Annotated in this window: 20 protein-coding genes; 12 read left to right on the top strand and 8 right to left on the bottom strand. The window is 53.2% G+C overall.

Going from position 1 to position 25,161, the window contains the following annotated elements:
* Nucleotides 1–158: 158 nt before the first annotated feature.
* The 6 genes from cdd to metG all read right to left on the bottom strand — a co-directional run bounded on the left by cdd (nt 159) and on the right by metG (nt 7,084).
* A complete protein-coding gene (gene cdd, locus ACMGF9_RS15915) occupies nt 159–1,043 on the bottom strand; it encodes a cytidine deaminase (RefSeq protein WP_088381406.1) in 885 nt (294 codons plus the stop codon).
* A gap of 137 nt (nt 1,044–1,180) precedes the next feature.
* Nucleotides 1,181–1,876: a CidB/LrgB family autolysis modulator gene (locus ACMGF9_RS15910; RefSeq protein WP_004938941.1), complete on the bottom strand. Its 696-nt coding sequence runs from the start codon at nt 1,874–1,876 to the stop codon at nt 1,181–1,183.
* Nucleotides 1,873–2,280, bottom strand: a complete 408-nt coding sequence (locus ACMGF9_RS15905; protein ID WP_004938939.1) for a CidA/LrgA family protein — start codon at nt 2,278–2,280, stop codon at nt 1,873–1,875. The genes ACMGF9_RS15910 and ACMGF9_RS15905 overlap by 4 nt, the downstream gene beginning before the upstream one ends.
* Nucleotides 2,281–2,418: 138 nt before the next feature.
* The gene (locus ACMGF9_RS15900) at nt 2,419–3,633 is read right to left on the bottom strand and encodes an MFS transporter (protein WP_088381407.1); all 1,215 of its coding nucleotides are present in this window, start codon (nt 3,631–3,633) and stop codon (nt 2,419–2,421) included.
* A gap of 131 nt (nt 3,634–3,764) precedes the next feature.
* Nucleotides 3,765–4,832 (bottom strand): sugar ABC transporter substrate-binding protein, encoded by a 1,068-nt coding sequence (locus tag ACMGF9_RS15895; protein ID WP_088381408.1) that lies wholly within the window; start codon nt 4,830–4,832, stop codon nt 3,765–3,767.
* Nucleotides 4,833–5,056: 224 nt separating this feature from the next.
* Nucleotides 5,057–7,084 carry a methionine--tRNA ligase gene (metG, locus tag ACMGF9_RS15890; RefSeq protein ID WP_015377219.1) on the bottom strand — a complete coding sequence of 676 codons (2,028 nt, stop codon included), beginning with the start codon at nt 7,082–7,084 and terminating at the stop codon, nt 5,057–5,059.
* Nucleotides 7,085–7,243: 159 nt separating this feature from the next.
* Here metG and apbC point away from each other — a divergent pair, with 159 nt between their 5' ends.
* Entirely contained in the window at nt 7,244–8,356 is a 1,113-nt protein-coding gene (gene apbC, locus ACMGF9_RS15885) for an iron-sulfur cluster carrier protein ApbC (RefSeq protein WP_004938926.1), read from the top strand.
* 45 nt (nt 8,357–8,401) lie between these two features.
* Here the strand turns inward: apbC and ACMGF9_RS15880 are convergent, their stop codons facing one another.
* Complete coding sequence (locus ACMGF9_RS15880; protein ID WP_176326019.1) at nt 8,402–9,031, bottom strand: phosphatase PAP2 family protein; 630 nt, start codon at nt 9,029–9,031, stop codon at nt 8,402–8,404.
* Nucleotides 9,032–9,268: 237 nt separating this feature from the next.
* On the opposite strand from ACMGF9_RS15880, the gene udk reads away from it, so the two are divergent.
* From udk to dcuC, 4 genes are all read left to right on the top strand, one after another.
* Entirely contained in the window at nt 9,269–9,910 is a 642-nt protein-coding gene (gene udk / locus ACMGF9_RS15875) for a uridine kinase (protein WP_004938922.1), read from the top strand.
* Between the two features lie 125 nt (nt 9,911–10,035).
* Nucleotides 10,036–10,617, top strand: a complete 582-nt coding sequence (gene dcd, locus ACMGF9_RS15870) for a dCTP deaminase (RefSeq protein ID WP_004938917.1) — start codon at nt 10,036–10,038, stop codon at nt 10,615–10,617.
* Between the two features lie 44 nt (nt 10,618–10,661).
* Nucleotides 10,662–12,494, top strand: a complete 1,833-nt coding sequence (gene asmA, locus ACMGF9_RS15865; RefSeq protein WP_015377221.1) for an outer membrane assembly protein AsmA — start codon at nt 10,662–10,664, stop codon at nt 12,492–12,494.
* A 175-nt stretch (nt 12,495–12,669) separates the two neighbouring features.
* On the top strand, nt 12,670–14,022 hold the full coding sequence (gene dcuC / locus ACMGF9_RS15860; protein ID WP_015377222.1) for an anaerobic C4-dicarboxylate transporter DcuC: 1,353 nt from the start codon (nt 12,670–12,672) through the stop codon (nt 14,020–14,022).
* A 31-nt stretch (nt 14,023–14,053) separates the two neighbouring features.
* Here the strand turns inward: dcuC and ACMGF9_RS15855 are convergent, their stop codons facing one another.
* A complete protein-coding gene (locus tag ACMGF9_RS15855) occupies nt 14,054–15,637 on the bottom strand; it encodes a TerC family protein (RefSeq protein WP_076740419.1) in 1,584 nt (527 codons plus the stop codon).
* A gap of 611 nt (nt 15,638–16,248) precedes the next feature.
* Between ACMGF9_RS15855 and galU (ACMGF9_RS15850) the strand changes: the two genes are divergently transcribed.
* The 7 genes from galU (ACMGF9_RS15850) (at nt 16,249) to ACMGF9_RS15820 (ending at nt 25,155) form a co-directional block, all read left to right on the top strand.
* Complete coding sequence (galU, locus tag ACMGF9_RS15850) at nt 16,249–17,145, top strand: UTP--glucose-1-phosphate uridylyltransferase GalU (protein WP_015377224.1); 897 nt, start codon at nt 16,249–16,251, stop codon at nt 17,143–17,145.
* A 53-nt stretch (nt 17,146–17,198) separates the two neighbouring features.
* Nucleotides 17,199–18,092, top strand: coding sequence for a UTP--glucose-1-phosphate uridylyltransferase GalU (gene galU, locus ACMGF9_RS15845; RefSeq protein ID WP_015377225.1), 894 nt, complete (start codon nt 17,199–17,201; stop codon nt 18,090–18,092).
* A gap of 437 nt (nt 18,093–18,529) precedes the next feature.
* Nucleotides 18,530–19,666 carry a polysaccharide export protein gene (locus tag ACMGF9_RS15840; RefSeq protein ID WP_118892703.1) on the top strand — a complete coding sequence of 379 codons (1,137 nt, stop codon included), beginning with the start codon at nt 18,530–18,532 and terminating at the stop codon, nt 19,664–19,666.
* A 9-nt stretch (nt 19,667–19,675) separates the two neighbouring features.
* The gene (locus ACMGF9_RS15835; RefSeq protein WP_071796755.1) at nt 19,676–20,110 is read left to right on the top strand and encodes a protein tyrosine phosphatase; all 435 of its coding nucleotides are present in this window, start codon (nt 19,676–19,678) and stop codon (nt 20,108–20,110) included.
* 12 nt (nt 20,111–20,122) lie between these two features.
* Entirely contained in the window at nt 20,123–22,297 is a 2,175-nt protein-coding gene (wzc, locus tag ACMGF9_RS15830) for a tyrosine-protein kinase Wzc (RefSeq protein WP_015377227.1), read from the top strand.
* 246 nt (nt 22,298–22,543) lie between these two features.
* The gene (locus tag ACMGF9_RS15825) at nt 22,544–23,698 is read left to right on the top strand and encodes a glycosyltransferase family 4 protein (RefSeq protein ID WP_088381410.1); all 1,155 of its coding nucleotides are present in this window, start codon (nt 22,544–22,546) and stop codon (nt 23,696–23,698) included.
* A 341-nt stretch (nt 23,699–24,039) separates the two neighbouring features.
* Nucleotides 24,040–25,155 (top strand): hypothetical protein, encoded by a 1,116-nt coding sequence (locus ACMGF9_RS15820; protein ID WP_126181207.1) that lies wholly within the window; start codon nt 24,040–24,042, stop codon nt 25,153–25,155.
* The last annotated feature ends 6 nt before the right edge of the window (nt 25,156–25,161 follow it).

Below are 25,161 nucleotides of genomic sequence, written 5' to 3'. Positions count from 1 at the left end.
GATGTACAGCATTTGTTGCCAGATGATGAACCAGGTTGGCGTAATTATCGACAATCAAATGATTTTTTAACTAAAGAAAGTGTCTCTGGCGGCGTCGGGGCATTGTATTTGGCGGGCGGGGCTGTTAACGGCGGAACCGGATGGCCCCGCCGTGGCGCTTAGAAGGCGGCGCGGCTGACGTTCTGGCAGCCCAGCGCCGCCAGGGTGGCGCGGGTGGCGTCCCACTGGCTGAGGATCGCCTTCTGCGGTTCGGCCAGCACAGCGCGGCGAATGTTCTGGCAGTCGCCGCCGGAGAGGTTCAGCAGGATCAGCGCAGCCTGTAGCGGTGGCAGGCTCGGGTTGAAAGCGGCGTTTTCCGCATAGCGGCCGGCGTAGAGGCTGCCGTCCTGCGTTTCCAGCGCTACGCCGCTGTGGGCGTTGCTGTACGGAGCATGGCTCTGATTGGCCGCCGCCAGCGCCGCCTGCGCCAGCGCATCGTCCAGCGCCAGCCGGTGGCCGTGATCGACCTTGTCCATCAGCAGCGAAGCGATATCCAGATCTTTCGGGCCGAAGGCGTCCGGCAGATAGTCCGCCAGCGTGGCCGGCGCGCGGCCCGGCAGACGGATCTGCAGCTCGCCACCGCTGTTCAGTTCATTCATAAACTGGCGGCAATGGCCGCACGGCGTGTAGTTGACGGTGACCGAAGCCAGCGCTTTTTCGCCGCGCAGCCAGGCATGGGTAACCGCGCACTGCTCTGCATGCACGGTTTGCTGCAGCGGCGCGCCGCTGAACTCCATATTGGCGCCGAAATAGAGGTTGCCGCTTTGCCCGCGCGCGATGGCGCCGACGTGAAAGTGCGATATCGGGGTTAACGAGCAGGCCGCCGCCAGCGGCAGCAGCGCGAATGCCAGCGCATCATCGTCCAGCCCGCAGCCTGTGCGGATCGCCGCCGCTTGCTCGGCCGTGAACATCGCCGGAAAGTCTGGCGCGTCCAGATAAGGCCGCAGGGCGGATTGCAGTGTCGCGGGCAGTGCGCTGAAAGCGGTGTGAAAACGCGGATGCATAGAAAGTCTCTCTACGGGTTAACGGGATAACATTCTAGGCAGGCCAGAGACATTAAAGTGTGATTAATGTCTCTTAATTGATGAAATTAATGCAATGAAATACATAAATGCGAGATGTATCGCAAGTTTCACCCTGTTCAGCCGAACAGGCGCAGCAGCACCGGGAACAGGAACGGTGCCAGCAGCGAGGTGATGATGCCGCAGATCACCAACGCCAGCGAGCCGAAAGCGCCTTCCTGGTAGTCCATCTCGGCGCAGCGTGCGGTGCCCAGCGCGTGGGATGCCGTGCCCATCGCCAGGCCGCGCGCCGAGTGGGTGGTGATTTTCAACAGGTTGAACAACGTATGGCCGAACACGGCGCCGAGGATACCGACGAAAATGACGCAGACTGCGCTGATCGCCGGAATGCCGCCGAGCGAGTCCGCGACGGCCATGGCGATCGGCGTAGTGACCGATTTCGGCAGGATAGAGGCGGCGATTTCCGGCGTGGCGCCCAGCCACAGGGCGATGGCGCCGCCGCTGATCATGGCGGTCAGGCTGCCGATGAAGCACACCGCGATAATCGACTTCCAGCGCGCGCGGATCTGGTGCAGCTGCTCATAGAGCGGGAAGGCCAGCGCGACGACCGCCGGCTGCAGCAGATCGTTGAGGATTTTGCTGCCCTGAAAGTAGCGTTCATAGGGAATACCGGTGAGCAGCAGCAGCGGGATGATCACCGCCATGGACACCAGCAGCGGGTTGAGCAGCGGCATATTCAGCTTGCGCGCCAGCCAGCGCGCGGCGAAATAGACCGCCAGCGTCAGCGGCAACGACCACCAGATTTCATGGATCATGAATTGCCCTCCGTGTCGTCGGGCTTGCCGGCGATGCGGCGCTCGCGATGAAAATAGTGTGAGGTATAGCCGACCACCACCAACACCATCAGCGTGCTGATGAGGCAAGAGATAACCAGCGGGCCCAGATGCGCGACGATCTGGTCGTAGTATTTCATCACCCCGACGCCGATCGGCACGAACAGCAGCACCATATAGCGGATCAGCAAATGGCAGCCGGGTTTAACCCATTTGGCCGGCATAATCTGGGTAGAGAGCAGGGCGAACAGCAGCAGCATGCCAATGATGCTGCCGGGAATGGCGAACGGCAGCAGCGCCGCCACCGCGTTGCCGACGAACAGACACAGGTAGATAAGGAGCAGGGCCCTCAGGTATTTCCAGCACAGTGTGAGCACGTTGGCCATTGTCTTTTCCCGTTTAACTGATGCATTCATCATACAATTAAACTGTGAGCCATGCCACAGATCGCACCATGAATTCTCGCTATGGGTGCTATGCCCGAACGGCGGGTTGACATCCTGCTTTGAGAGTTGCAGGCAGGGTCAGCGCGCGTCTTCGGCCGTTGCCGCAGAACGTTCCGCCAAACGGTGGCCGAGGAAGAAAAACAGCAGGCTGAGCAGGGCGGAGACCATCAGCATCACGAACATCAACGGCGGCGCGGCATAGCTGAGCAGCACCCCGCACAGCACCGGGTTGATGGCGCCGCCCAGCGCGCTGAGGTTTTGTACTCCATAGTAACTGCCTTTCAGGTGCGGCGGCGCAATAAAGTCGATGAACATGTATTCCACCGGGATAACGATGATCTCGCCTAAGGTAAACACTGCCATCGCCGCCAGCCACAGCCAGACCGCCTGGCCGGCCGCCATGAAACCGAGCAGCCCGACGATGAAAAACAGCGTGCCCAGCACCAGCCAGCGCAGCATGTTTTCCTGGCGCATGCCGCGGCTGAGCAGGTATTGCAGGGCGATGACGATGCCGGCGTTGACGATCATCACCAACCCAATGATTTTGTAGGCGAACTCGGCGCTGGAGACGGTGATCAGATACTGCGACAGATAGCCGGTGAACTGACCGAACACCACGGCGCCCAGGGTGCTGCCGAGGGTGAAGTAGATAAGCCGCCGATCGTTTCGCAAGATGGTCAGCGTCTGACGGAAGTTGGGGAGTGCCGCCGGTGCGGCGGCGGTTGTTGTCGGGCGCTGTTCCCGGCCGCGTAAGCGCAGGCTTAGCGCCGTCACCGTCGCCAGCGCCAATCCCCCCGACAGGTAAAACGGCAGCAGCGGGCTAAGCCCGGCCACCAGAACGCCGAGCGCAGAGCCGATCGCCCAGCCGACGTTGACCAGCGTGTAGTTGATTGAGAAAGCCTTGATGCGCTGCTCGACCGGCAGCCAGTCGGCGAAGCAGGCCTTTATGGTGATGCTTAACACCGAATAACAGGTATGCAGGATCGCCAGCACCACGATCACGCCGCCGGGGCGCGGGATCCAGGGAATGGCGAAGAAACTCAGCGCGAACAATAAAATCGACAGCAGGATCAGGCGGTTTTTGCTGAATTTGTCCACCAGATAGCCGCCGTACAGGCTGGCAAGGATGCCGAGGGTCAGGCTGACGCCCAGGATCACGCCCACGCTCTTCGGCAGCAGATGGAAATGTTCGGTGAGGTAGATGGTGATGAACGGCAGCGTAACGCCGCGGCCGATGGTCAACACCAGCGAACTGGCCAGCAGTACGTTGATCAGCGAGGGGAATCCCTTCATTCGAGGCCTGTTTATGCATACAGTTATTGGGCGATGCAGATAACATAGCGCATTTTGGCGGGGACGGAAGGGGAAAGCCGATAATTAGTTTAAAAACAGAGGCTGCGTCGGCAGCCTCGTCAAAAACAGCATTATTTACCGTGTTCGGCCTGCAGCGTGGCGAACCACGGCTGAACGAAATCGCTGCTGGTGCTCCAGCCGGGGATGATCTTCGCCAGCCCGGCGACGTTAACCGGCCCCGGCTGCGCCAGCAGCAGCGCCTGAGGAATGACCGCCGCTTTGAACTGATAGCTGTCCGGCGTGCTTTCCCCGGCGATCTTGTTGGCCACCAGGCGCAGGTTGACCGCGCCGATCAGCTTCGGATCCACCGCCACGCTGACCTGCCATGGGCTGCCGGCCTCGCGCATCAGCTGCAGATCCTGGTTGGAGATATCGATACTGTACAGTTTGATTTCGGTGCGGCCGTTCTCTTTCAGCGCCTTGTAAGCGCCCTGGGTGAAAGCGTCCCAGGTGCCCCAGATGGCGTCAATCTTGCCTTTCGGGTATTTCGCCAGCACCGCCCCCACTTTATTGGCGGTATCTCCCTGCACGTCGGATGAAACCGCGCCAATCGATTCCAGCTCGTGAATGCCCGGATGCTGTTTCAGCAACTGCTGGTAAGCGGCCTGGCGGCGCTCCATTGGCGGGAAGCCTGCCACCCAGAGTTTGATGATGTTGGCCTGGCCGTTGAAATCCTTCACCAACTGGCCGAACGAGGCGTTAGCCAGCGAAGCGTCGTCCTGCTGCGAGACGGTGACGCCGGGAACGCGGCCGCTGACGTCGGTATCGAAAGCCGCGACGGCGATGCCGGCCGCCGCGATGCGCTTGACCAGGTCGGTGGAATAGGGGGCTCGTCCCTGCGAAAGAATAATGCCGTCATATTTCTGGCTGATAGCCTGGTTGACGAAGTCCTGAAAACGCGCGTCGTCGCCGTTGCTGAGGAAGGTGTCCACCTTGAAGCCCAGCTTGCGCCCTTCCTGAATGGCGCCCGCCAAAAATTGCGTGGTGTTGTCGTCGGATCCGAGGTTGCGGATCACCGCGATGCGCACCGGCCCCTGATGTTGAGCGATGGCGGCCGGCACGGCGGCGTTTTCCGCCGCCTGCAGTGGCAGGGCAGCCAGCAGACTGAGGGCGAGCAGCGAAGTCTTGAGGTTTTTCATTATTATAGGCTCCAAAAAAGCAGGGAAACGATCCCGGTGAAGGTCTGTTATAGCAGTCTTTCTGTCTGGACGTCTATTTTGGGTTTCGGAGCATCATAGCCGGATGCGGCGGGCAGGGGAATCAGGGCGGTTATGACTTTTTCTTCATGCTTATAACGTGGGGGTTGGGGCAATAAAAAAGGGCCGAGCAAGCTCGACCCTCCCTATGCCACGCATCTGCGCGGTTACTTGACCTGCATGCCAGGCTGCGCGCCGCTGTCCGGGCTCAGCAGGAAGATCTCTTTCCCGCCTGGGCCCGCCGCCATCACCATGCCTTCTGACACGCCGAAGCGCATTTTACGCGGCGCCAGGTTGGCGACCATGATGGTCAGACGGCCTTCCAGCGCTTTCGGGTCCGGGTAAGCGGAGCGAATGCCGGAGAAGATTTGGCGCGATTCGCCGCCCAGATCCAGCTGCAGCTTCAGCAGCTTGTCGGAGCCCTCGACAAAGTCGGCGCTCTTGATCAGGGCGATACGCATGTCGACCTTGGCGAAGTCGTCGAAGGTGATGGTTTCCTGGATCGGATCGTCAGCCAGCGGGCCGGTCACCGGCTTGGCGGCGGCCATGTCTTCCTTCGAGGCATTGACCATCTCGTTGACCTTGTCCAGATCGATGCGGTTGAACAGCGCTTTGAACGCGTTCACCTGATGGCCCAGCAGCGGCTGCGGGATCGCGTCCCAGCTCAGCTCGGCATTGAGGAACGCTTCGGCGCGCTCGGTCAGCGAAGGCAGCACCGGCTTCAGGTAAGTCATCAGCACGCGGAACAGGTTGATGCCCATTGAACAGATGGCCTGCAGATCGGCGTCGCGGCCTTCTTCCTTCGCCACTACCCACGGTGCCTGCTCATCCACATAACGGTTGGCCAGATCGGCCAGCGCCATGATTTCGCGGATCGCGCGGCTGAACTCGCGGCCGGCGTAGGCTTCGGCGATGCTCTGCGCCGCGTCGACGAAGGTCTGGTACAGCGCCGGATCGGCCAGGCTGTCGGCCAGCTTGCCGCCGAAGCGCTTGTTGATAAAGCCGGCGTTGCGTGACGCCAGGTTCACCACCTTGTTGACGATGTCGGCGTTCACGCGCTGCACGAAGTCTTCCAGATTGAGATCGATGTCATCAATGCGTGAAGAGAGCTTGGCGGCGTAGTAATAACGCAGGCAGTCGGCGTCCAGATGCTGCAGGTAGGTGCCGGCCTTGATGAAGGTGCCGCGCGATTTTGACATCTTGGCGCCGTTCACCGTCACGTAGCCGTGCACGAACAGGTTGGTCGGTTTGCGGAAGTTGCTGCCTTCCAGCATCGCCGGCCAGAACAGGCTGTGGAAGTAGACGATGTCCTTGCCGATAAAGTGGTACAGCTCGGTGGTGGAGTCTTTGCGCCAGAACTCGTCGAAGTTCAGATCGCCGCGCTTGTCGCACAGGTTCTTGAAGGAACCCATGTAGCCGATCGGCGCGTCCAGCCAGACATAGAAGTATTTGCCCGGCGCATCCGGGATTTCGAAGCCGAAGTAAGGCGCATCGCGGGAGATGTCCCACTGCTGCAGACCGGATTCGAACCACTCCTGCATCTTGTTTGCCACCTGCTCTTGCAGCGCGCCGGAGCGCGTCCACGCCTGCAGCATTTCGCTGAAGGCCGGCAGATCGAAGAAGAAGTGTTCGGAGTCGCGCATCACCGGCGTCGCGCCGGAAACCACGGACTTCGGATCGATCAGTTCCGTCGGGCTGTAGGTGGCGCCGCACACTTCGCAGTTGTCACCGTACTGATCCGGCGATTTGCATTTAGGGCAGGTGCCTTTCACGAAACGGTCCGGCAGGAACATGCCTTTCTCCGGATCGTACAGCTGAGAAATGGTGCGGTTCTTGATAAACCCGTTTTCTTTCAGGCGGCTGTAAATCAGGGTGGACAGCTCACGGTTTTCATCGCTATGGGTCGAATGATAGTTGTCATAGCTGATGCCAAAGCCGGCGAAATCCTGTTGGTGCTCCTGGCTCATCTCCGCGATCATTTCTTCCGGTTTAACGCCCAGTTGCTGCGCTTTCAGCATGATCGGCGTGCCGTGCGCGTCGTCCGCGCAGATGAAATGCACTTCGTGGCCGCGCATTCGTTGGTAACGCACCCAGATATCCGCCTGGATGTGCTCGAGCATGTGGCCGAGATGGATGGAACCATTTGCGTACGGTAGCGCGCACGTCACCAATAATTTTTTCGCGACTTGAGCCATAGTGAGAACTTGCTTTCTGTAATGAATAAAAGGGCCTTCGATGTTAACCGATCGCGCCCTTCGCTGCTAGGGCGGTTTCTTACAGGTTATACGCGCCAGCCGCCGCGCAGTTCTGGTATGCTTAGCCGGAAGCTACCCATTCAAAATCAAGGAGCCGGGATGAACGCAAAATCCCCTGAGCAGACCAACCCCGAAGTTCTGCGCGCCCTGGTGACCGGTGTACTGGCCGCCTTTGAACACCCGACGTTGAAAAACAACCTGACTGCGCTGAAGGCTATTCATCACTGCGCATTATTGGACGACGTACTGCATATCGAACTGACGATGCCGTTTGCCTGGCAGAGCGGTTTTGAAGCACTGCAGGCGAGCGTCGGCCCTGAGCTGTTGCGCGTGACCGGCGCCGCCGCCATCGACTGGAAGCTGAAACACGATATCACGACGCTGAAACGCGCCAACGGCCAAGCCGGGATCAAAGGCGTGCGCAACATCATCGCCGTCAGCTCCGGCAAAGGCGGGGTGGGGAAATCCAGCACCGCCGTCAATCTGGCGCTGGCGCTGGCCGCCGAAGGCGCCAAGGTCGGTATTCTGGACGCCGACATTTACGGCCCGTCGATCCCCAATATGCTGGGCACCGAACATGAGCGGCCGACTTCGCCGGACGGGCAGCACATGGCGCCGATCATGGCGCACGGCCTGGCGACCAACTCCATCGGTTATCTGGTGACCGACGACAACGCCATGGTGTGGCGCGGCCCGATGGCCAGCAAGGCGCTGATGCAGCTGCTGCAGGATACGCTGTGGCCGGATCTGGATTACCTGGTGCTGGACATGCCGCCGGGCACCGGCGACATCCAGCTGACGCTGTCGCAGAACATTCCGGTGACCGGTGCGCTGGTAGTCACCACGCCACAGGATATCGCCCTGCTGGATGCCGCCAAGGGCATCGTGATGTTCGAGAAAGTGCATGTGCCGGTGCTGGGCATCGTGGAAAACATGAGCGTGCACATCTGCAGTAACTGCGGCCACCATGAACCGATCTTTGGCACCGGCGGCGCCGAGAAGTTGGTGCAGAAATATAACAGCCGTCTGCTGGGGCAGATGCCGCTGCATATCTCGCTGCGCGAAGATCTGGATCGCGGTACGCCGACGGTGATCAGCCGTCCGGAGAGCGAATTCGCCGACATGTATCGTCAACTGGCCGGCCGTGTGGCGGCGCAGATGTATTGGCAGGGCGAAGCGATCCCGACGGAGATTGCCTTCCGCGCGCTGTAATCTATTTGCGGCAGTGAAAGAACCCGGCTTAAGCGCCGGGTTTTTTTATCGGATAGGGGTAGGCTTGTGCAGGTCGGCACGGGTATAAGGGCGTTCGATCTGCGCCAGCGTTTTGGCGATATGCTCCAGCAATCCCTGGGTGGGGGCCGGCTGCCGCTGCCCCATCAGCGCCAACGGCAAGGCCAGCGCGATGGCGAAGTGTGGCCAGGAGAGATGCGGGCGCGTTTTGCTCCGCTGCAACCGCAGGAACAGGGCGCTGGCCAGGTAGCCTAGAATCAGCCCGCTGATCACCTCGGATACCGAGTGCACGCGAATTTCCAGCCGCGAAACGCCGATGGCGAAAGGCAATATCCACCCGGTCAGCAAAGCGATGCTACGTATCGGGTGGGAAAATCGGCCGGTCAACGTCCAGAGCAGAGGCGGCCAGATACAGGCCGCGAGGGCGGAATGACCGCTGAATCCGGTGAAATCATAGCGCTCGCTGCCGATGCCCCAGCCCATAAAGGCCAGTTTAGACAGGCAGACCACCCCGCCGGTGAACCCGAAGAGCAGCGCCCACTGCCAACCCGCCGCGCGGGTGGCGGGAGACATGAGCAGCAATAAAAACAGAATCAGCGCGCAGGGCAGCAGCAACGTGCTGTCGCCGAAAAAAGTCAGAAAATACCAATCCAACACATCAATCTCCGATGAAAGGGGGCGGGGAGCAAAAGTCAGCGCCGGGGAGTGTAACCCGTTACGGTGCGTTGCCCTAGCTGCGAGATTCTTAAAATGCCGCGTGCCCGTGGCGTGGCAGCCCGAATTCGCCCGCCGCCGCGCAATATCAATATACAGTGGCGCAATCCCCGGCGACTCCCTATAATTGTCGCGTTTTAGTTCCCCCCCTTCACACTATGAAATCAGGTCTTTAATTTTATGACTGACAATCCGCATCAGTGCGTCATTATTGGTATAGCTGGCGCATCTGCCTCCGGAAAAAGCCTTATCGCCAGCACGTTGTACCGCGAACTCCGCGAGCAAGTCGGCGATGAGCACATCGGCGTTATTCCAGAAGACAGTTACTATAAAGACCAGACTCACCTGACCATGGAAGAACGGGTCAAAACCAACTATGACCACCCGAGCGCCATGGATCACAACCTGCTGTTCCAGCATCTGCAGATGCTGAAGGCCGGTAAGGCGATCGAGCTGCCGCTGTACAGCTACACCGAACACACGCGCAAGAAAGAAACCGTCCACCTGGAACCTAAAAAAGTGATCATTCTGGAAGGGATCTTGCTGCTGACGGATATCCGTTTGCGCCAGGAGATGAACTTCTCGATCTTCGTCGACACGCCGCTGGATATCTGCCTGATGCGCCGCATGAAGCGCGACGTCAACGAGCGCGGCCGCTCGATGGATTCGGTGATGGCGCAATACCAGAAGACCGTGCGCCCGATGTTCCTGCAGTTTATCGAACCTTCCAAACAATACGCCGATATCATCGTTCCGCGCGGCGGCAAAAACCGCATCGCGATCGATATTCTGAAAGCCAAAATCAGCCAATTCTTTGAATAATGCCGCTTAATGGCCGGAAATGCGCATTTCCGGCCGACGGCCAACTATTTGCACCCCGGCGTAGACCTTTCGCCCGTTGTGTGGCAATTTTTGTTTAGTTACGCGTTTTGATGGAGAAGAAAGACATGAGACTGTGCGACCGCGATATAGAAGCCTGGCTGGATAGCGAGAAACTGGTGATTTCGCCGCGCCCGCCGCTCGAACGCATCAACGGGGCCACAGTAGATGTCCGTTTGGGCAATCAGTTCCGCGTGTTCCGCGGCCATACCGCGCCGTTTATCGATCTCAGCGGGCCGAAAGATGAAGTCAGCGCCGCGCTGGATCGCGTGATGAGCGACGAGATTGTCCTGCCGGAAGGCGAGGCGTTCTTCCTTCATCCCGGCGAACTGGCCCTGGCGGTGACGTTCGAATCCGTGACGCTGCCGAACGATCTCGTGGGTTGGCTCGACGGCCGTTCTTCTCTGGCGCGTCTGGGGCTGATGGTGCACGTGACCGCGCACCGGATCGATCCGGGCTGGCACGGGCGCATCGTGCTGGAGTTTTACAACTCCGGCAAGCTGCCGCTGGCGCTGCGGCCGGGGATGCTGATTGGCGCCTTGAGCTTTGAGCCGTTGTCCGGCCCGGCGGCCCGGCCATATAACAGCCGGCAGGACGCAAAATATCGCGATCAGCAGGGCGCAGTAGCCAGTCGAATCGACAAGGACTAACGGCGCGAGATGCACCGTCGGTGTGGCGCTGACAAGAGGGTGGCATGAGAAGATTACTGACGACATTGGCGATTTTACTGGTGGTCGTGGTGGCGGGAATGTCCGCGCTGGTACTGCTGGTCAATCCGAATGATTTTCGCGGTTACATGGTCAAAAAGGTCGAGCAGAAGAGCGGCTACCAGCTAACGCTTGAAGGCGACCTGCGTTGGCATATCTGGCCGCAGCTCAGTATTTTGGCCGGGCGCATGACGCTGACCGCGCCGGGCGCCAAGACGCCGGTGGTGAGCGCGGAAAACATGCGCCTTGACGTCAAACTGTTGCCGCTGCTGTCGCATCAGCTGTTTGTGAAACAGGTGATGTTGAAAAATGCCGTCATTCGCCTCACGCCCGACAGTGAAGAGCACTCGCAAGTGGACGCCCCGATTGCGCCGGCCGGCAGCGGCGCTGATGCGGCAGACACGGCCTGGAAGTTCGACATCGATAACTTGCGCGTCGTGGACAGCTTGCTGATTTGGCAGCGCGCCGACAACGCGCAAATCAATGTCCGGGACATCAATCTTACCCTGCAGCAAACGGAGAAACGGCAGGCGCAGCTGGACATTTCCAGCCGGGTCAACCGCGATCAGCGCGACCTGGCCTTCAGCATGGCGGCCGATATCGATCTGCAGCAGTTCCCGCACCAGATCGGCGCCAAGGTGACCCAGTTCAATTACCAATTGGTGGGAGCAGATATTCCGAACGGCGGTATTCAAGGCGAGGGGAATGCTCAGGTGGTCTATCAACAGACGCCGGCGCACATTGCCGTCACCCAGCTGAACGTCAGCGCCAATAACAGCCAGTTGACCGGCGATATCAGCGCCAGCCTGGGAGCGGTGCCCGGCTATGTGGTGAACCTGAATTCGGCTAATCTCGATCTCGACGCGCTTTCCGGTTGGCAATCCAGCACCAATACCGCCGAACAGCCCGCCGTGACCGCCGCGCCGGTGATCGCCAGCCAGGTCGACGATCGGCAGCAGAACCTGGAAGCGCTGCGCGATTTCAATGCACAGTTGAATCTGCAGGCGGCGCAGTTGACCTACCGCGGTATGAACGTTACCCAGTTAGCCGTCGCGGCAGATAATCAACGCGGCCTGCTGACGCTGCATAAACTTGCCGGGCAATTGGCCGGCGGTGATTTCTCTTTGCCGGGATCGCTCGACGCACGCGGCAATAAACCGGTGATAAACGTGCAGCCGACCCTGAACCAGGTTGAGCTCGGCGCGGTGCTCAAAGCCTTCGAGATGCCGCAGATGCTGACCGGAAAATTCAGCATGAAAGGGGATTTGACCGGCGATCGTCTTTCTTCAGAGTCATTTGAGCACCGTTGGAGCGGTACGGCGCAGCTGGCGATGCAGGATGCGCAGCTGCACGGCCTGAACATTCAGCAATTGATCCAACAGGCGGTGGCGCGCAACGATAACAGCGTGCGCGGGCAAGACAGCTATCAGCGCTATACCGAAGTCAAAAGCGTCTCGGCGCGGGCCAGCCTGAGCCAAGGCACTGTCAAGCTCAGCAGCCTGACGGCGGATTCGCCGTTGCTGGCGCTGACCGGCGCCGGCAGTATCGATATGCCGGGAAAACAGTGCGATATGGCGCTTAATGTGCGCGTCACTGGCGGTTGGCAAGGGCGCGGCGAACTGATCGAGCAACTGCAAAAAACGCCGATTCCGCTGCGGGTCTATGGGCCTTGGCAACAGCTGAATTACCAACTGCAGGTCGATCAGGTGCTGCGTAAAACGCTGCACGATCGGGCCAAAGATGCGCTGAACAAATGGGCTGAAAAGAACAAGGATTCACGCGAGGGTCAGGATCTGAAAAAGCTGCTCGACAAGCTGTAATCCCTCCTGACGCGGGCCGTCTTGCGGCCCGCGTCAGTATCGACGTTTCCCGCGATAATTTCCCTCCGTTACCTTGATGAAGGTCATGAAGACCCGCGCTCAATTTGTGCAGAGTAAGGGCGCATTCTGCTATGACTATGCGCCTGAGCGCGAAAAAATGACGAGTTGAGGAAACATGATAGAGCTTCTTATTGGCGCGGCGGTGGCGGCGGGCGTGGGCCGTTACATCATCAAAGGGTATTCCGCCACGGGCGTCTTGATGGTGGGAGGGCTGCTGCTGCTAGGCATCAGCGCCCTGATGGGAAAAACGCTGTTGCCGTCCGGCGCCGCATCTACCGGCTGGCGCGCGACCGATATGATCGAGTACGTCAAGATTTTGCTGATGAGCCGCGGCGGCGATCTGGGCATGATGATCATGATGCTGTGCGGTTTCGCCGCCTATATGACGCATATCGGCGCCAACGACGTGGTCGTCAAGCTGGCCTCGCGCCCATTGCAGATGATCAATTCGCCTTATCTGCTGATGGTGGCGGCCTATTTTGTCGCTTGTCTGATGTCATTGGCGGTCTCTTCCGCTACCGGGCTCGGCGTATTGCTGATGGCGACGCTGTTCCCATTGATGGTGAACGTTGGCATTAGCCGCGGCGCCGCGGCGGCCATTTGCGCTTCGCCGGCGGCGATTATCCTGGCGCCGACTTCCGGCGACGTGGTACTGGCAGCCAAGGCGGCGGAAATGCCGCTGGTGGACTTCGCGTTCAAAACCACGCTGCCTATCTCGATTGCCGCCATCGTCTGCATGGCCGTGGCGCACTTTTTCTGGCAGCGTTATCTCGATAAGAAGAGTGATGAACAGCACCACATTATGGACGTCAGCGAGATCAAAACCCATGCGCCGGGGTTCTACGCGATATTGCCGTTTACGCCGATCCTCGGCGTGCTGATCTTCGACGGCAAATGGGGCCCGGAGCTGCACATTATTACCGTGCTGGTAGGGTGCATACTGTTGGCGGCAGCGATCGAGTTTGTGCGCAGCTTCAGCGCCAAACAGGTATTCAGCGGCCTGGAAGTGGCGTATCGCGGTATGGCGGACGCTTTCGCCAGCGTGGTGATGCTGTTGGTGGCCGCGGGTGTCTTCGCGCAAGGGTTGAGCACCGTCGGCTTTATCAGCGGCTTGATCGGGTTGGCGCAGTCGTTCGGTACCGGCGGTTTGATCATGATGCTGGTGTTGGTGGTGATCACCATGCTGGCGGCCATGACCACCGGCTCCGGCAATGCGCCGTTCTATGCGTTTGTCGAACTGATCCCGAAACTGGCGGCACAGATGGGCGTGAATCCTGCCTATCTGGTGATCCCGATGCTGCAGGCCTCGAATCTCGGCCGCACGCTGTCGCCGGTCTCCGGCGTGGTGGTGGCGGTCTCCGGTATGGCGAAAATCTCGCCGTTTGATGTGGTGAAGCGTACTTCAGTGCCGGTAATTGTCGGGTTGGTGGTGGTGATCGTGGCGACGGAGCTGCTGGTTCCCCAGTAAAAGGAAGGCCGGGCGATGCCCGGCCTCGATGTTAAACCTCGTACTCCTCCGGTGGAGGAGGCGGGGTGATCTTCACTTTCAGGATGCGGTGGCTGTTGACCTCCAATGGTTCGAACAGGTAGTCACCGATCGTGATCTGTTCTCCTTCTTGCGGCACGCGCTGACTGTGTTCCATCAACAGCCCCGCCAGCGTGTGGTATTCGCGCTTGTCTTCCAGCGGCATCGGCAGGTACAGCACCAGATCTTCCAGCGGCATATAGCCGTTGGCGATCCAGCTGCCGTCTTCGTTTTGCTGAATGTCATGGCGTGCGTCCACCTCTTCGCCGGCCTCCGGCAGGTTGCCGGCGATAGTTTCCATCACGTCCGTCAGGGTGACGACGCCTTCGACGGAGCCGAACTCATCGACCACGAAGGCGAAATGCGTCTGCGCCTGGCGGAATTGCTCCAGGGCGCTTAACAGCGTGAGCTGCTCCGGGAAGATCAACGGTTGGCGTATCAGCGCACGCAGATCCAGCGGCGCCTGCGCCAGTTGCTGTTTGAGAACGTCGATGGTGTGGATCACGCCCAGCGGTTCGTCGCTGGCGCTGCTTTCCACCACCACGATGCGCGTGTGCTGATTACGTTCCAGCAACTGCGTCAGCTTTTCCTGCGGATCGTTCAGCTCAAGGTATTCGACGTCGTGACGCGAGGTCATGATGCTACTGACCGTGCGCTGCGCCATGCCGAGTACGCGTTCGATCATGCGCCGCTCTTGCTGATTGAAGATCTCGCCGTTTTCGCTGTCGCTGTCCGCCAGCAGGTTGGCGGAATGGCTGTCGACTTCCGCTTCTTCATGTTTGCCGCTCAGCATGCGCAGCACCGCTTCGGCGGTGCGTTCACGTAGTGGCCGCACCTTCGACAGAAAGCGACGGCGGTTGAACTGCGCCAGCTGGTTCAGCGCTTCGATCATGACCGAGAAGCCGATCGCCGCGTAGAGGTAGCCTTTAGGAATGTGATAGCCGAAGCCCTCCGCCACCAGGCTAAAGCCAATCATCAGCAGGAAGCTCAGGCACAGGATAACGATAGTCGGGTGCGCGTTGACGAAGCGCGTCAGCGGTTTGCTGGCCAGCAGCATCAGGCCGATGGCGATACAGACCGCGATCATCATCACCGCCAGGTGATCGACCATCCCCACCGCGGTGATCACCGAGTCGAGCGAGAAAACGGCGTCCAGCACCACGATCTGCGCCACGACCGGCCAGAAACGTGCGCCTTTGCGCGCGCCGTGCTGCTCTTCGTCCTTGCCTTCCAGCCGCTCATTGAGCTCCATGGTGGCTTTGAACAGCAGGAATATCCCGCCGACCAACATGATCAGATCGCGGCCGCTGAAGGGGTGCTCCGCGACGATGAACATCGGTTTGGTCAGCGTCGCCAGCCACGAGATGGAGGCGAGCAGCGCCAGACGCATGACCAGCGCCAGCAACAAACCGACGACACGGGCCTTATCTCTTTGTTGTTTTGGTAATTTGTCCGCCAGAATGGCGATGAAGACAAGGTTGTCTATACCCAGCACGATTTCCAGCACGACCAAAGTGGCCAGGCCGGCCCAAATTGTTGGATCAGCGATCCATTCCATACGCCCAATTTCACCTGTAAGTTCTACGGCTTATGCCGCACGGGAATGATGGGCGTTGAGGCGGCAAAATTCAACTTTAATCGGGAGGATGTGGTTCAGAACAGGAGGATTGCCGTAAACATCGATCGGCGCCGAGCGGCCAAAGGAATCAAGGGCCTGGGGAGCAAATATCTACCGGGATGCCATACGCTCAGAAAAGAAACGCCTTATTAAATTTATTTAAATCAAAACATTAAAACAATTTTCTTTGGCTATGATTCTTATCGGTATGTGGCACGAGTAGTCTTATTCTGAAAACGGCTGACTGGGGGGATCTAAGGCTTGTATCACTTAGACATTAGTATAAGAATCTTAGTCATATAACGGCAGTAACTAACATTGTTTGGTTATAAAGGCACCGTTTTTTTTATTTTTTTGTGAACAGCATGACAGTTCAAACGAAGAATGAGTGCCGCTTTGCATAAAAATTGCCTGGCTCATGCAATGACGTGGGGGGATACGCCATTAACAGTACTTTGGTAGCTGCAAGCCAAGGGCGGTAGCGTGCCCGATTGAATCCCCTTGTTCACGCTGCACAGATGAATGCAGCGCTACGATGAATTGGAATGAAAATGCAAACAAGACTTAAGGCAGTGATCCCCGTTGCGGGCCTGGGAACCCGTATGTTGCCGGCGACCAAGGCTATCCCTAAAGAAATGTTGCCCGTGGTCGATAAGCCCTTAATCCAGTATATTGTTGCTGAATGCGTGGCGGCAGGGATTAAAGATATCGTATTGGTCACGCATTCATCAAAGAATGCGATTGAAAACCATTTTGACACTTCGTTTGAGCTGGAGGCGATGCTTGAAGCGCGCGTGAAGCGCCAGCTCCTGGCTGAAGTGCAAAGCATTTGTCCGCCGGATGTCACCGTGATGCAGGTGCGTCAAGGACAGGCGAAAGGGCTGGGGCATGCGGTGCTTTGCGCCAAACCAATGGTGGGTGATTCTCCTTTCGTGGTGCTGCTTCCGGATGTTTTGCTGGATGATGCAACGGCGGATTTACGCACAGAAAATCTGGCCAAGATGCTTCAGCGTTTCGACGAGACGGGATACAGTCAGATTATGGTTGAACCTGTGCCGGAACAAGATGTGTCCAAATACGGTGTGGTAGATTGCGCAGGCGCGACGATCGCAGCGGGAGAAAGCGCACCGATGACGGCGGTGGTTGAGAAGCCGGCCCGCGAGGATGCCCCTTCCAACCTGGCCGTCGTCGGCCGGTATGTGCTTGCCGCCGATATTTGGCCGCTACTTGAGAAAACCCCTCCCGGCGCGGGTGATGAGATTCAACTGACCGATGCGATTGCGATGCTGATGGATGAACAAACGGTGGAAGCGTTCCATATGAGCGGTAAGTCCCATGATTGCGGTGACAAGCTTGGCTATATGAAGGCGTTTGTGCAGTATGGGGTGCGTCACGGTTCCGAAGGCGAAAACTTCACCCGCTGGTTGAAGCAGACGTTGGGAAAGTAACAGGCTGTCGCCACTGCGGCTGAAAGCGATCACGAGATTGAATGAGGTCTACCATGACGAAGTTGAAAGCGGTTATTCCCGTTGCCGGATTAGGCATGCGTATGCTGCCGGCGACCAAAGCGATTCCGAAAGAGATGTTGCCAATCGTTGATAAACCGTTGATTCAATACATTGTCAACGAATGCGTCGCGGCGGGGATTAAAGAGATCATCCTGGTGACGCATTCTTCCAAGAACGCCATTGAAAACCATTTCGATACCTCATTCGAGCTGGAGGCGATGCTGGAGGCACGCGTGAAACGGCAACTGCTGGATGAGGTACAGTCGATAACGCCAAAAGGCGTAACGCTGATGCACATTCGCCAGGGGCAACCAAAAGGACTGGGACATGCCGTTCTCTGCGCTAAACCGTTGGTCGGTGATTCTCCGTTTGTCGTTCTGTTGCCGGACATCTTGCTGGATGACGCAAAAGCCGATTTGAAGAAAGACAACCTGTCACACATGATTGCGCGCTTTGAGCAGACCGGTCTGAGCCAGGTTTTGGTGCAAAAGGCAGACGAACACGTGCTGCATGATTATTCCGTGGTTGAGTGTGAGGCCAGCAACCTGAAACCTGGCGAAAGTGCCCGTATCACATCGATTATTGAAAAACCGGCGCCGGAAACCAAGTTGGAATCCAACTACTCTGCGGTAGGGCGCTATGTCTTGTCCGCCGATATTTGGCCGCTGCTGGAGACCACGGAACCGGGAGCCTGGGGGCGTATTCAACTGACCGATGCGATTGCAGAATTGTTGAAACGCAAACCGGTAGAGGCGACAGAGCTGGTGGGTGAATCGTTCAACTGCGGTGAAAAACTGGGCTACCTTCGCGCTTTTGTCACTTATGGGTTGCGTCACCCAACCCAAGGCAAAGCTTTCCGTGAATGGGCTGAACGGCTAGCGTTTTGAACAAGACTGGATGGTTTCCCACCGGCCCGAACACGGCGAGTAAGTCAGGATAGTGGTTGAATTTTGGGGAATTTCACTGTCTCATTTTTTATATTAGTATACATTCAATAGCGGGTTGCTGAGTTGCCTTGGCGAGTGATTTTTGTTCGAGCTTGCCAAGCTGCTCTGCAACATACTGTTATTAATACAAATTAAAGCCCTAATCGGCCCCGGTATCGATTTTTCGCCAATGCGAGGCTTCTCAGCTTATTTATCTTACCAATAATAGCTTTGCTCTTATCAACGGCAGATAAACGTTATGGAAAATTGCAACAGGGCGCTTATTGAGAGACGACGCAGCAAGTGTCAGGCATTTTGATAAGGTTACAGCGACGCAGCCACGGTTGGCTAGCATTGTAGCTTTGCAGATACATTTACTTGAAAGTGATGATAATTTGATGGCAAAACGACAATTGAAAGTGATATCGCTATTGATATCAATCAGCGTAATCAGTGGATGCACGGTGTTTCCTGGTCAACATTTGAACACTGTGGGGAAAAATACTGTAAAACAGGAAGATAGCGACTTCAATATTGATGACTTGGTTAATGTTTATCCTGTTACACCCAAGTTAATCCAGAAATTACGTCCTACCAAAGTGGTTGCTCAGCCCAATTCATCGCTGGAAGCCTCCTTGCGCAATTACGAGTATCGAATTGGCGTTGGCGATGTATTAAACGTTACTGTTTGGGACCACCCTGAACTGACTACGCCGGCAGGGCAGTATCGCAGCGCCAGTGATACCGGTAACTGGGTTCAATCTGATGGCACTATTTTTTACCCATATATAGGCAAAGTGAAAGTTGTCGGCAAAACAGTTGGCCAGGTACGTTCGGAAATAAGCGGCCGCTTGGCGCAGTATATCGAAAGTCCTCAGGTTGACGTCAATATCGCGGCTTTCCGTTCACAGAAAACGTATGTGACCGGGGAAGTCAAGACATCGGGGCAACAACCGATCACTAACGTGCCATTAACTGTTCTGGATGCCATTAACGCTGCAGGAGGGCTCAGTGAGAACGCGGATTGGCGTAATATCGTTCTGACGCATGATGGCAAAGAGCAGCGTCTCTCCTTACAGAAACTGATGCAGAACGGTGACTTGACCCAGAATAGGTTGTTGTATCCAGGCGATATTCTTTACGTGCCACGGAATGATGACCTAAAAGTATTCGTCATGGGGGAAGTTAAAACCCCTTCAACGCTGAAAATGGATCGTAGTGGTATGACGCTGACCGAGGCCTTAGGGAATACTGAGGGGATCAGCCAAACCGCTGCTGACGCGACGGGGGTATTCGTTATTCGCCCTCTTCACGGTTCCCAAGGCAACAAGCTGGCGGATATATATCAGTTGAATATGGCTGATGCGACAGCGATGGTTATGGGGTCAGAGTTCCACCTACAACCTTACGATATTGTTTATGTCACTGCGGCACCTATCGTTCGCTGGAATCGCGTAATGAGCCAACTGGCCCCGACGATAGCCAGCTTCAATGATCTTACAGAAGGCGCGCTGCGCGTTCGTAATTGGCCATAGGAATGAACGATGTTTGATTCAATCTTGGTTGTTTGCGTAGGTAATATTTGCCGTTCTCCAACGGGAGAGCGATTATTGCAGCGATTGGCGCATGGAAAAAAAATAGCCTCAGCAGGAATTGGAGCTCTTGTCGGTAAACCTGCTGATTCTGTAGCTGTTGAAGTGGCTAATCAGCATAATTTATCGCTTGACGGCCATATTGCTACACAATTAACCAAAGAAATGTGCCGAGAATATTCGCTTATATTAGTTATGGAAAAAGGGCATATTGATGCTGTATGTCGTTTGGCTCCCGAAGTAAGGGGTAAAACGATGCTGTTTGCCCATTGGCTTGGGCAGCGGGAAATTCCAGATCCGTATGGTAAAAGCCATGAGGCTTTTGAATTTGTATACCGCTTACTTGCTGATGGCGCTGAAAAATGGGCGCAGGCATTAAATCGTTAATCAGAGATTACAATGACTGAAAATACAAAGATGAATACTGCTGCAAATAATAGCAATGATGAGATCGATTTAGGTCGATTGTTAGGTACATTATTAGATCATCGTTGGTTGATTATTGGTGTAACTGCATTGTTTGCGGTAGTCGGGGTTGTGTATTCTCTATTTGCGACCCCGGTATATCAATCTGACGCGTTAGTCCAAGTAGAACAGAACGCTGGTAATTCGTTACTCAACAATCTTACAGAAATGTTACCTTCCAGCCAACCAGGTTCCTCGACAGAAATCGAACTGATTCAGTCGAGATTGGTGACGGGTAAGACAATTGATGATTTGAATCTAGATACGGTTATTGAACAAAAGTATTTTCCAGTTTTCGGCCAGGGTTGGGCCCGTTTGATGGGAGAGGTACCTGGAGAAATAGCCTTATCACGCCTTACGATACCTGAGTCATGGAAAAGTATCCCATTAGACCTTAAAGTCACTAGTGATAACACTTATAGCTTAAGTAATGATGGGGTTGAAATATTAAAAGGAAAAGTTGGTGAGCTTGCAAGTGGTAATGGCGTATCCCTGCTAATTAGTGGGCTTGGTGCCAAGATTGGCACTGAGTTTACAATTGTACAGCAACCAAAGTTGGTTGCTATTAATGATTTGCTCGCTGTTCTGTCGGTCCAGGATAAAGGAAAAGATACGGGGGTATTGGCACTTAGTTTGACTGGGGCCGACCCAATATTGGTGCGTAAAACCCTCGATAGCATCACTCGCAATTATTTACTGCAAAACGTTGAGCGTAAGTCGGAAGAAGCAGCAAAAAGCTTAGAGTTTTTAAAAGAACAACTCCCTGAAGTTCGTGGAGCATTAGATCTTGCAGAGGATAAGCTCAATCGTTTTAGGCAGCAAAATGATTCTGTCGACTTATCGCTTGAAGCTAAATCTGTGCTGGACAGTATTGTTGCGGTAGAAGCACAATTAAACGAGTTAACTTTTCGTGAAGCAGAAATTTCAAAGCTGTATACCCGTGAACACCCTGCCTACCGGGCTTTGATGGAAAAACGCGCTACGCTTGAGCAAGAGAAAAATCGTCTAAATAAGCGTGTAGGAGGTATGCCAAAAACGCAGCAAGAAATCATTCGTTTAACTAGAGATGTAGATGCTGGCAAAGAAATTTACATGCAATTACTGAATAAACAGCAGGAGTTAAGCATTACCAAAGCAAGTACTGTAGGTAATGTCCGTATTGTGGATCCTGCGGTTACACAGCCAAAGCCCGTTAAACCCAGAAAATTGCTTATTATTTTGTTGGCGACGTTCTTGGGGGGAATGATTTCAGTTGCTATTGTCTTGTTGAAGACAATGTTGCACAAAGGAATTGAAACTCCAGAGCAGCTAGAGCAAGATGGAATTAACGTATATGCGAGCATTCCTCTTTCAGAATGGCAACAGAAAAAAGATCGGGAGACGTTGTTATCTTCAAAACGTAAATCAAATACACGTTCTAATAGTCTCTTAGCTGTAGGCAATCCGGCCGACTTGGCTATTGAGGCTATCCGAAGCTTGAGAACCAGTTTGCACTTTGCCATGTTAGAGTCAAAAAATAATGTACTAATGATTTCTGGTGCAAGTCCGAATATTGGTAAAACTTTTGTCAGTATAAATTTAGCTGCTGTTATTGCACAGGCCGGACAGCGTGTATTAGTAATTGATGCTGATATGCGTAAAGGCTATTCACACACCTTGTTAGGCGTAGGTTGGCAGAATGGTCTGTCAGACATATTGTCGCAGCAGACAACATTCGAGGAATCGATTCGTAAAACAGAAATTGAAGGTATGGACTTTATCCCTCGTGGGCAGGTTCCACCCAATCCTTCTGAGCTATTAATGCGAATTCGTCTCAAAGAGTTAATTGACTGGGCAAGCAAGAAATATGATATCGTATTAGTCGATACACCACCAATCTTGGCGGTAACTGATGCTGCTATTATTGGCCACCATGCAGGAACCGCTCTCATGATTGCTCGCTTCAGCATGAATACTGTGAAAGAAATAGAGATCAGTATGCGGCGCTTTGAACAGAATGGCATTGATATTAAAGGTGTTATACTGAATGCGGTGGAGCGCAGAGCGAGTAGCTATTATGGCGGATATGGCTACTATCAATATGAGTACCGCTCGAATGATAAGGCATAGTCAGCACCATATATAATCATGATGTCAGGTGGGATTAAGTCCCACCTGATATTTTTTTAGGAAAAAATAAATCGTTATCTATAGATTAGTTATCTTGTAAAGAATATTAAATGCGGGTGATTAGATTATATCTTTTCATGAAAAGGTATTTCGATAATATAAATAATGTTCTTGTAATGCTTTATAAAACGTAAACTCTTCCCAAATGAAAATTTACAAGTACACTTTATTTTTGGTCAAAAAATAATGAAAATACTAATAGTCAATACAATATATGCACCATTTAAAGTCGGTGGAGCCGAGGTTTCTGTACAACTATTAGCCGAGGAGTTGGTGAAAAATGGACATTCAGTACTTGTAGTGACTTTGCATGATAAGGCGAATAAAGAGAAGGCGACTATAAATGGTGTGAATGTTCATTACTTGCCACTTAAAAATATTTATTGGCCATTTTCCAGCGATGGTGAGAAAAGGAAGAAGTGGGAAAAAATCGCTTGGCATATTATCGATAATTATAATTTCAAAATGGCAAGATTATTTTCTGAGGAGCTTGACAGTTTTAAACCCGATATAGTTCACACTAATAATATTTGTGGTTTTTCAGTTTCAATCTGGAAAGAGATCAAAAAAAGAGATATTAAACTTATCCATACTTCTCGAGATTATTATCTTTTTCATCCAAGTTCTACATTATATTCCAGAAATAAAAATATAAATGTCAATGCACTATCTGTTAAGTTGTGGTCCTTTTTTAAACGTTCAGCCAGCCACAGAGTTGATACCTATGTTGGCATAAGTGATTTTATTAAAACGTTTCACATCAACAATGGTTTCTTCAAAAGAGATAGCGCTTTTTATATCTATAACGCGGTGAATAGACCTGACTATCAATCGGACAAAGGGAATAAGACTCGTTTTGGATTCATCGGTCGATTGACAAGAGATAAAGGGTTTGATGACTACTGCGAGTTTGCGAGTAACAACCCCGATGCTGTTTACTATGCAGCCGGTCGCTTTCCGAGTGGCAAAGAAGGGGATGAACTAAAAAGATTGGCAGAGAAAAGTAATATTAAATTAATGGGTTTTATATCTATTGATGAGTTTTTCTCTCAGGTTGATGTGGCCTTTTTACCAGTAAAATGGCGAGAGCCGTTTGGAAGGGTGGTAGTTGAATGTGTATTTGCTAACAAAATAGTGTTGACAAATGCGGTTGGTGGTATTTCTGAATTGGCTATGCTTCTCCCAAACATTTACTTTATTGATAAAGGAAAGGATGTGATTGCAGGGTGTGCTGTGAATGAAGTTACGAACGAGCAACTTACGATGTTCAGTCAGGATAAAATAACCTTAGAGTATCTTTCAGTTTATCTTCACACCATAAGAAATGGTTCTGTTAATTAGTGATGAAACTTATCGCTACCAATTTTTGAAATATATTGGGGTGCTAGATGGACTTTCTTATATTACAAGATTCAATAGTTTTCTTTTTATTCCTAGCTATTGCGCTTATATATTTTCTCATTGTTGCCAAAAAAAATGGCTTCAATATATATACAATAATTTTATTTTCTATTTATATAATATGCTCTTACTCATCATATAATATTATGGTGAAACCGATACATGACTTCAACATAGCGATACCACGAACGGGGATTTATCATTTCAAAGTTATCGGGCCATTAGCTCCGATTGATATTATATTCTTGCTGCTTTTTGCTTTCGTTTTTATGAAAAAAATAATGACAAAAAGCTTGTTTAGTTATCAGATTGTAAAAAACTCGGCGGTAATATCAAAATATATAACTCTCCAGGGCGTTCTGTTGGCTATAATTTCCAGCATGGGATTTGTTGCCTATATTAAAAATGGAGGGCAAGGTGAGGTAAACGATCAACTAATTTATTGTAGAGGGGTCATATATTTTCTGGTTTCAATATTTTTATTTCAAAAATCATGTGAAAATTTGAAAGGTTTTGATTTTTATAAATTGTTCAAAATCTTTTGTGTCATTGATGTGCTTAATTTAATGTCCGGTTTTATTTCCAGCATAATTTTTCATGACTATGTATGGGAACGGTATGGTGTAAAAATAACAATTATTGATCAAGATAAGGCCACAGCATATTTTGTTATCTACGCATTGCTTATAACTTCACTTTTATTCACCAGGCCATTAAAAAACAAAGTGATTTACATATCGACCCTGCTTATTGGCATTTTTATGTTTTACAATATGTACAAATTTGTTTTCTCCTTGGCATTTCTCTATATTATTTATGAATTCTTCATCAACGCAATTCGAGGTCGAATAGCGGTGGTGAAAATGTCGCTACTAACAGTAGGCCTAGTTGCAGTAATGTCTACAGTATTGATGCTTTCAAATAGTAAGGCAATGAATACGCGTTCAACACAATTTGGTGACTACTGGGAGTATACAGGTAGTAAATTTCCTGCTATTGCATTGGGAATTGGCTTTGGTGGGCAATACTATTCGCCATCAGATACTGATGATCAGGGGGAGATAAAGCAAATCGACGTTGAGAATGGAACTGCTAACTACCGTAAAAGCATACAAACTCCGTTCTTGAATCAAATCAAAAATGCGGGCTTGATAGGTTTCTTCATAACTATTTTCTTTGCTATCTTTGCTGTCATATATATGGCTAAGATTAATATCTCCTTACCTGTTAATATTCTTTATAACGCTATATGCTTTAATATAATGTGGTTTATGTGTAGTGGCAGCATTATGCTTCAACCGACACCAATAGCAATAGTTACTGTCTCCAAGTTATTATTGTTGTTCTACTTGTTGCGAGAAAGAGAAAAAAACAATAATGCCACAGTTAAAGTTTAGCCATTA

This window comes from Serratia sp. BNK-23 (assembly GCF_047456145.1).
GTDB classification, from domain to species: Bacteria; Pseudomonadota; Gammaproteobacteria; order Enterobacterales; family Enterobacteriaceae; genus Serratia; species Serratia nematodiphila.
This window is presented reverse-complemented; position numbering and strand designations above follow the sequence as displayed.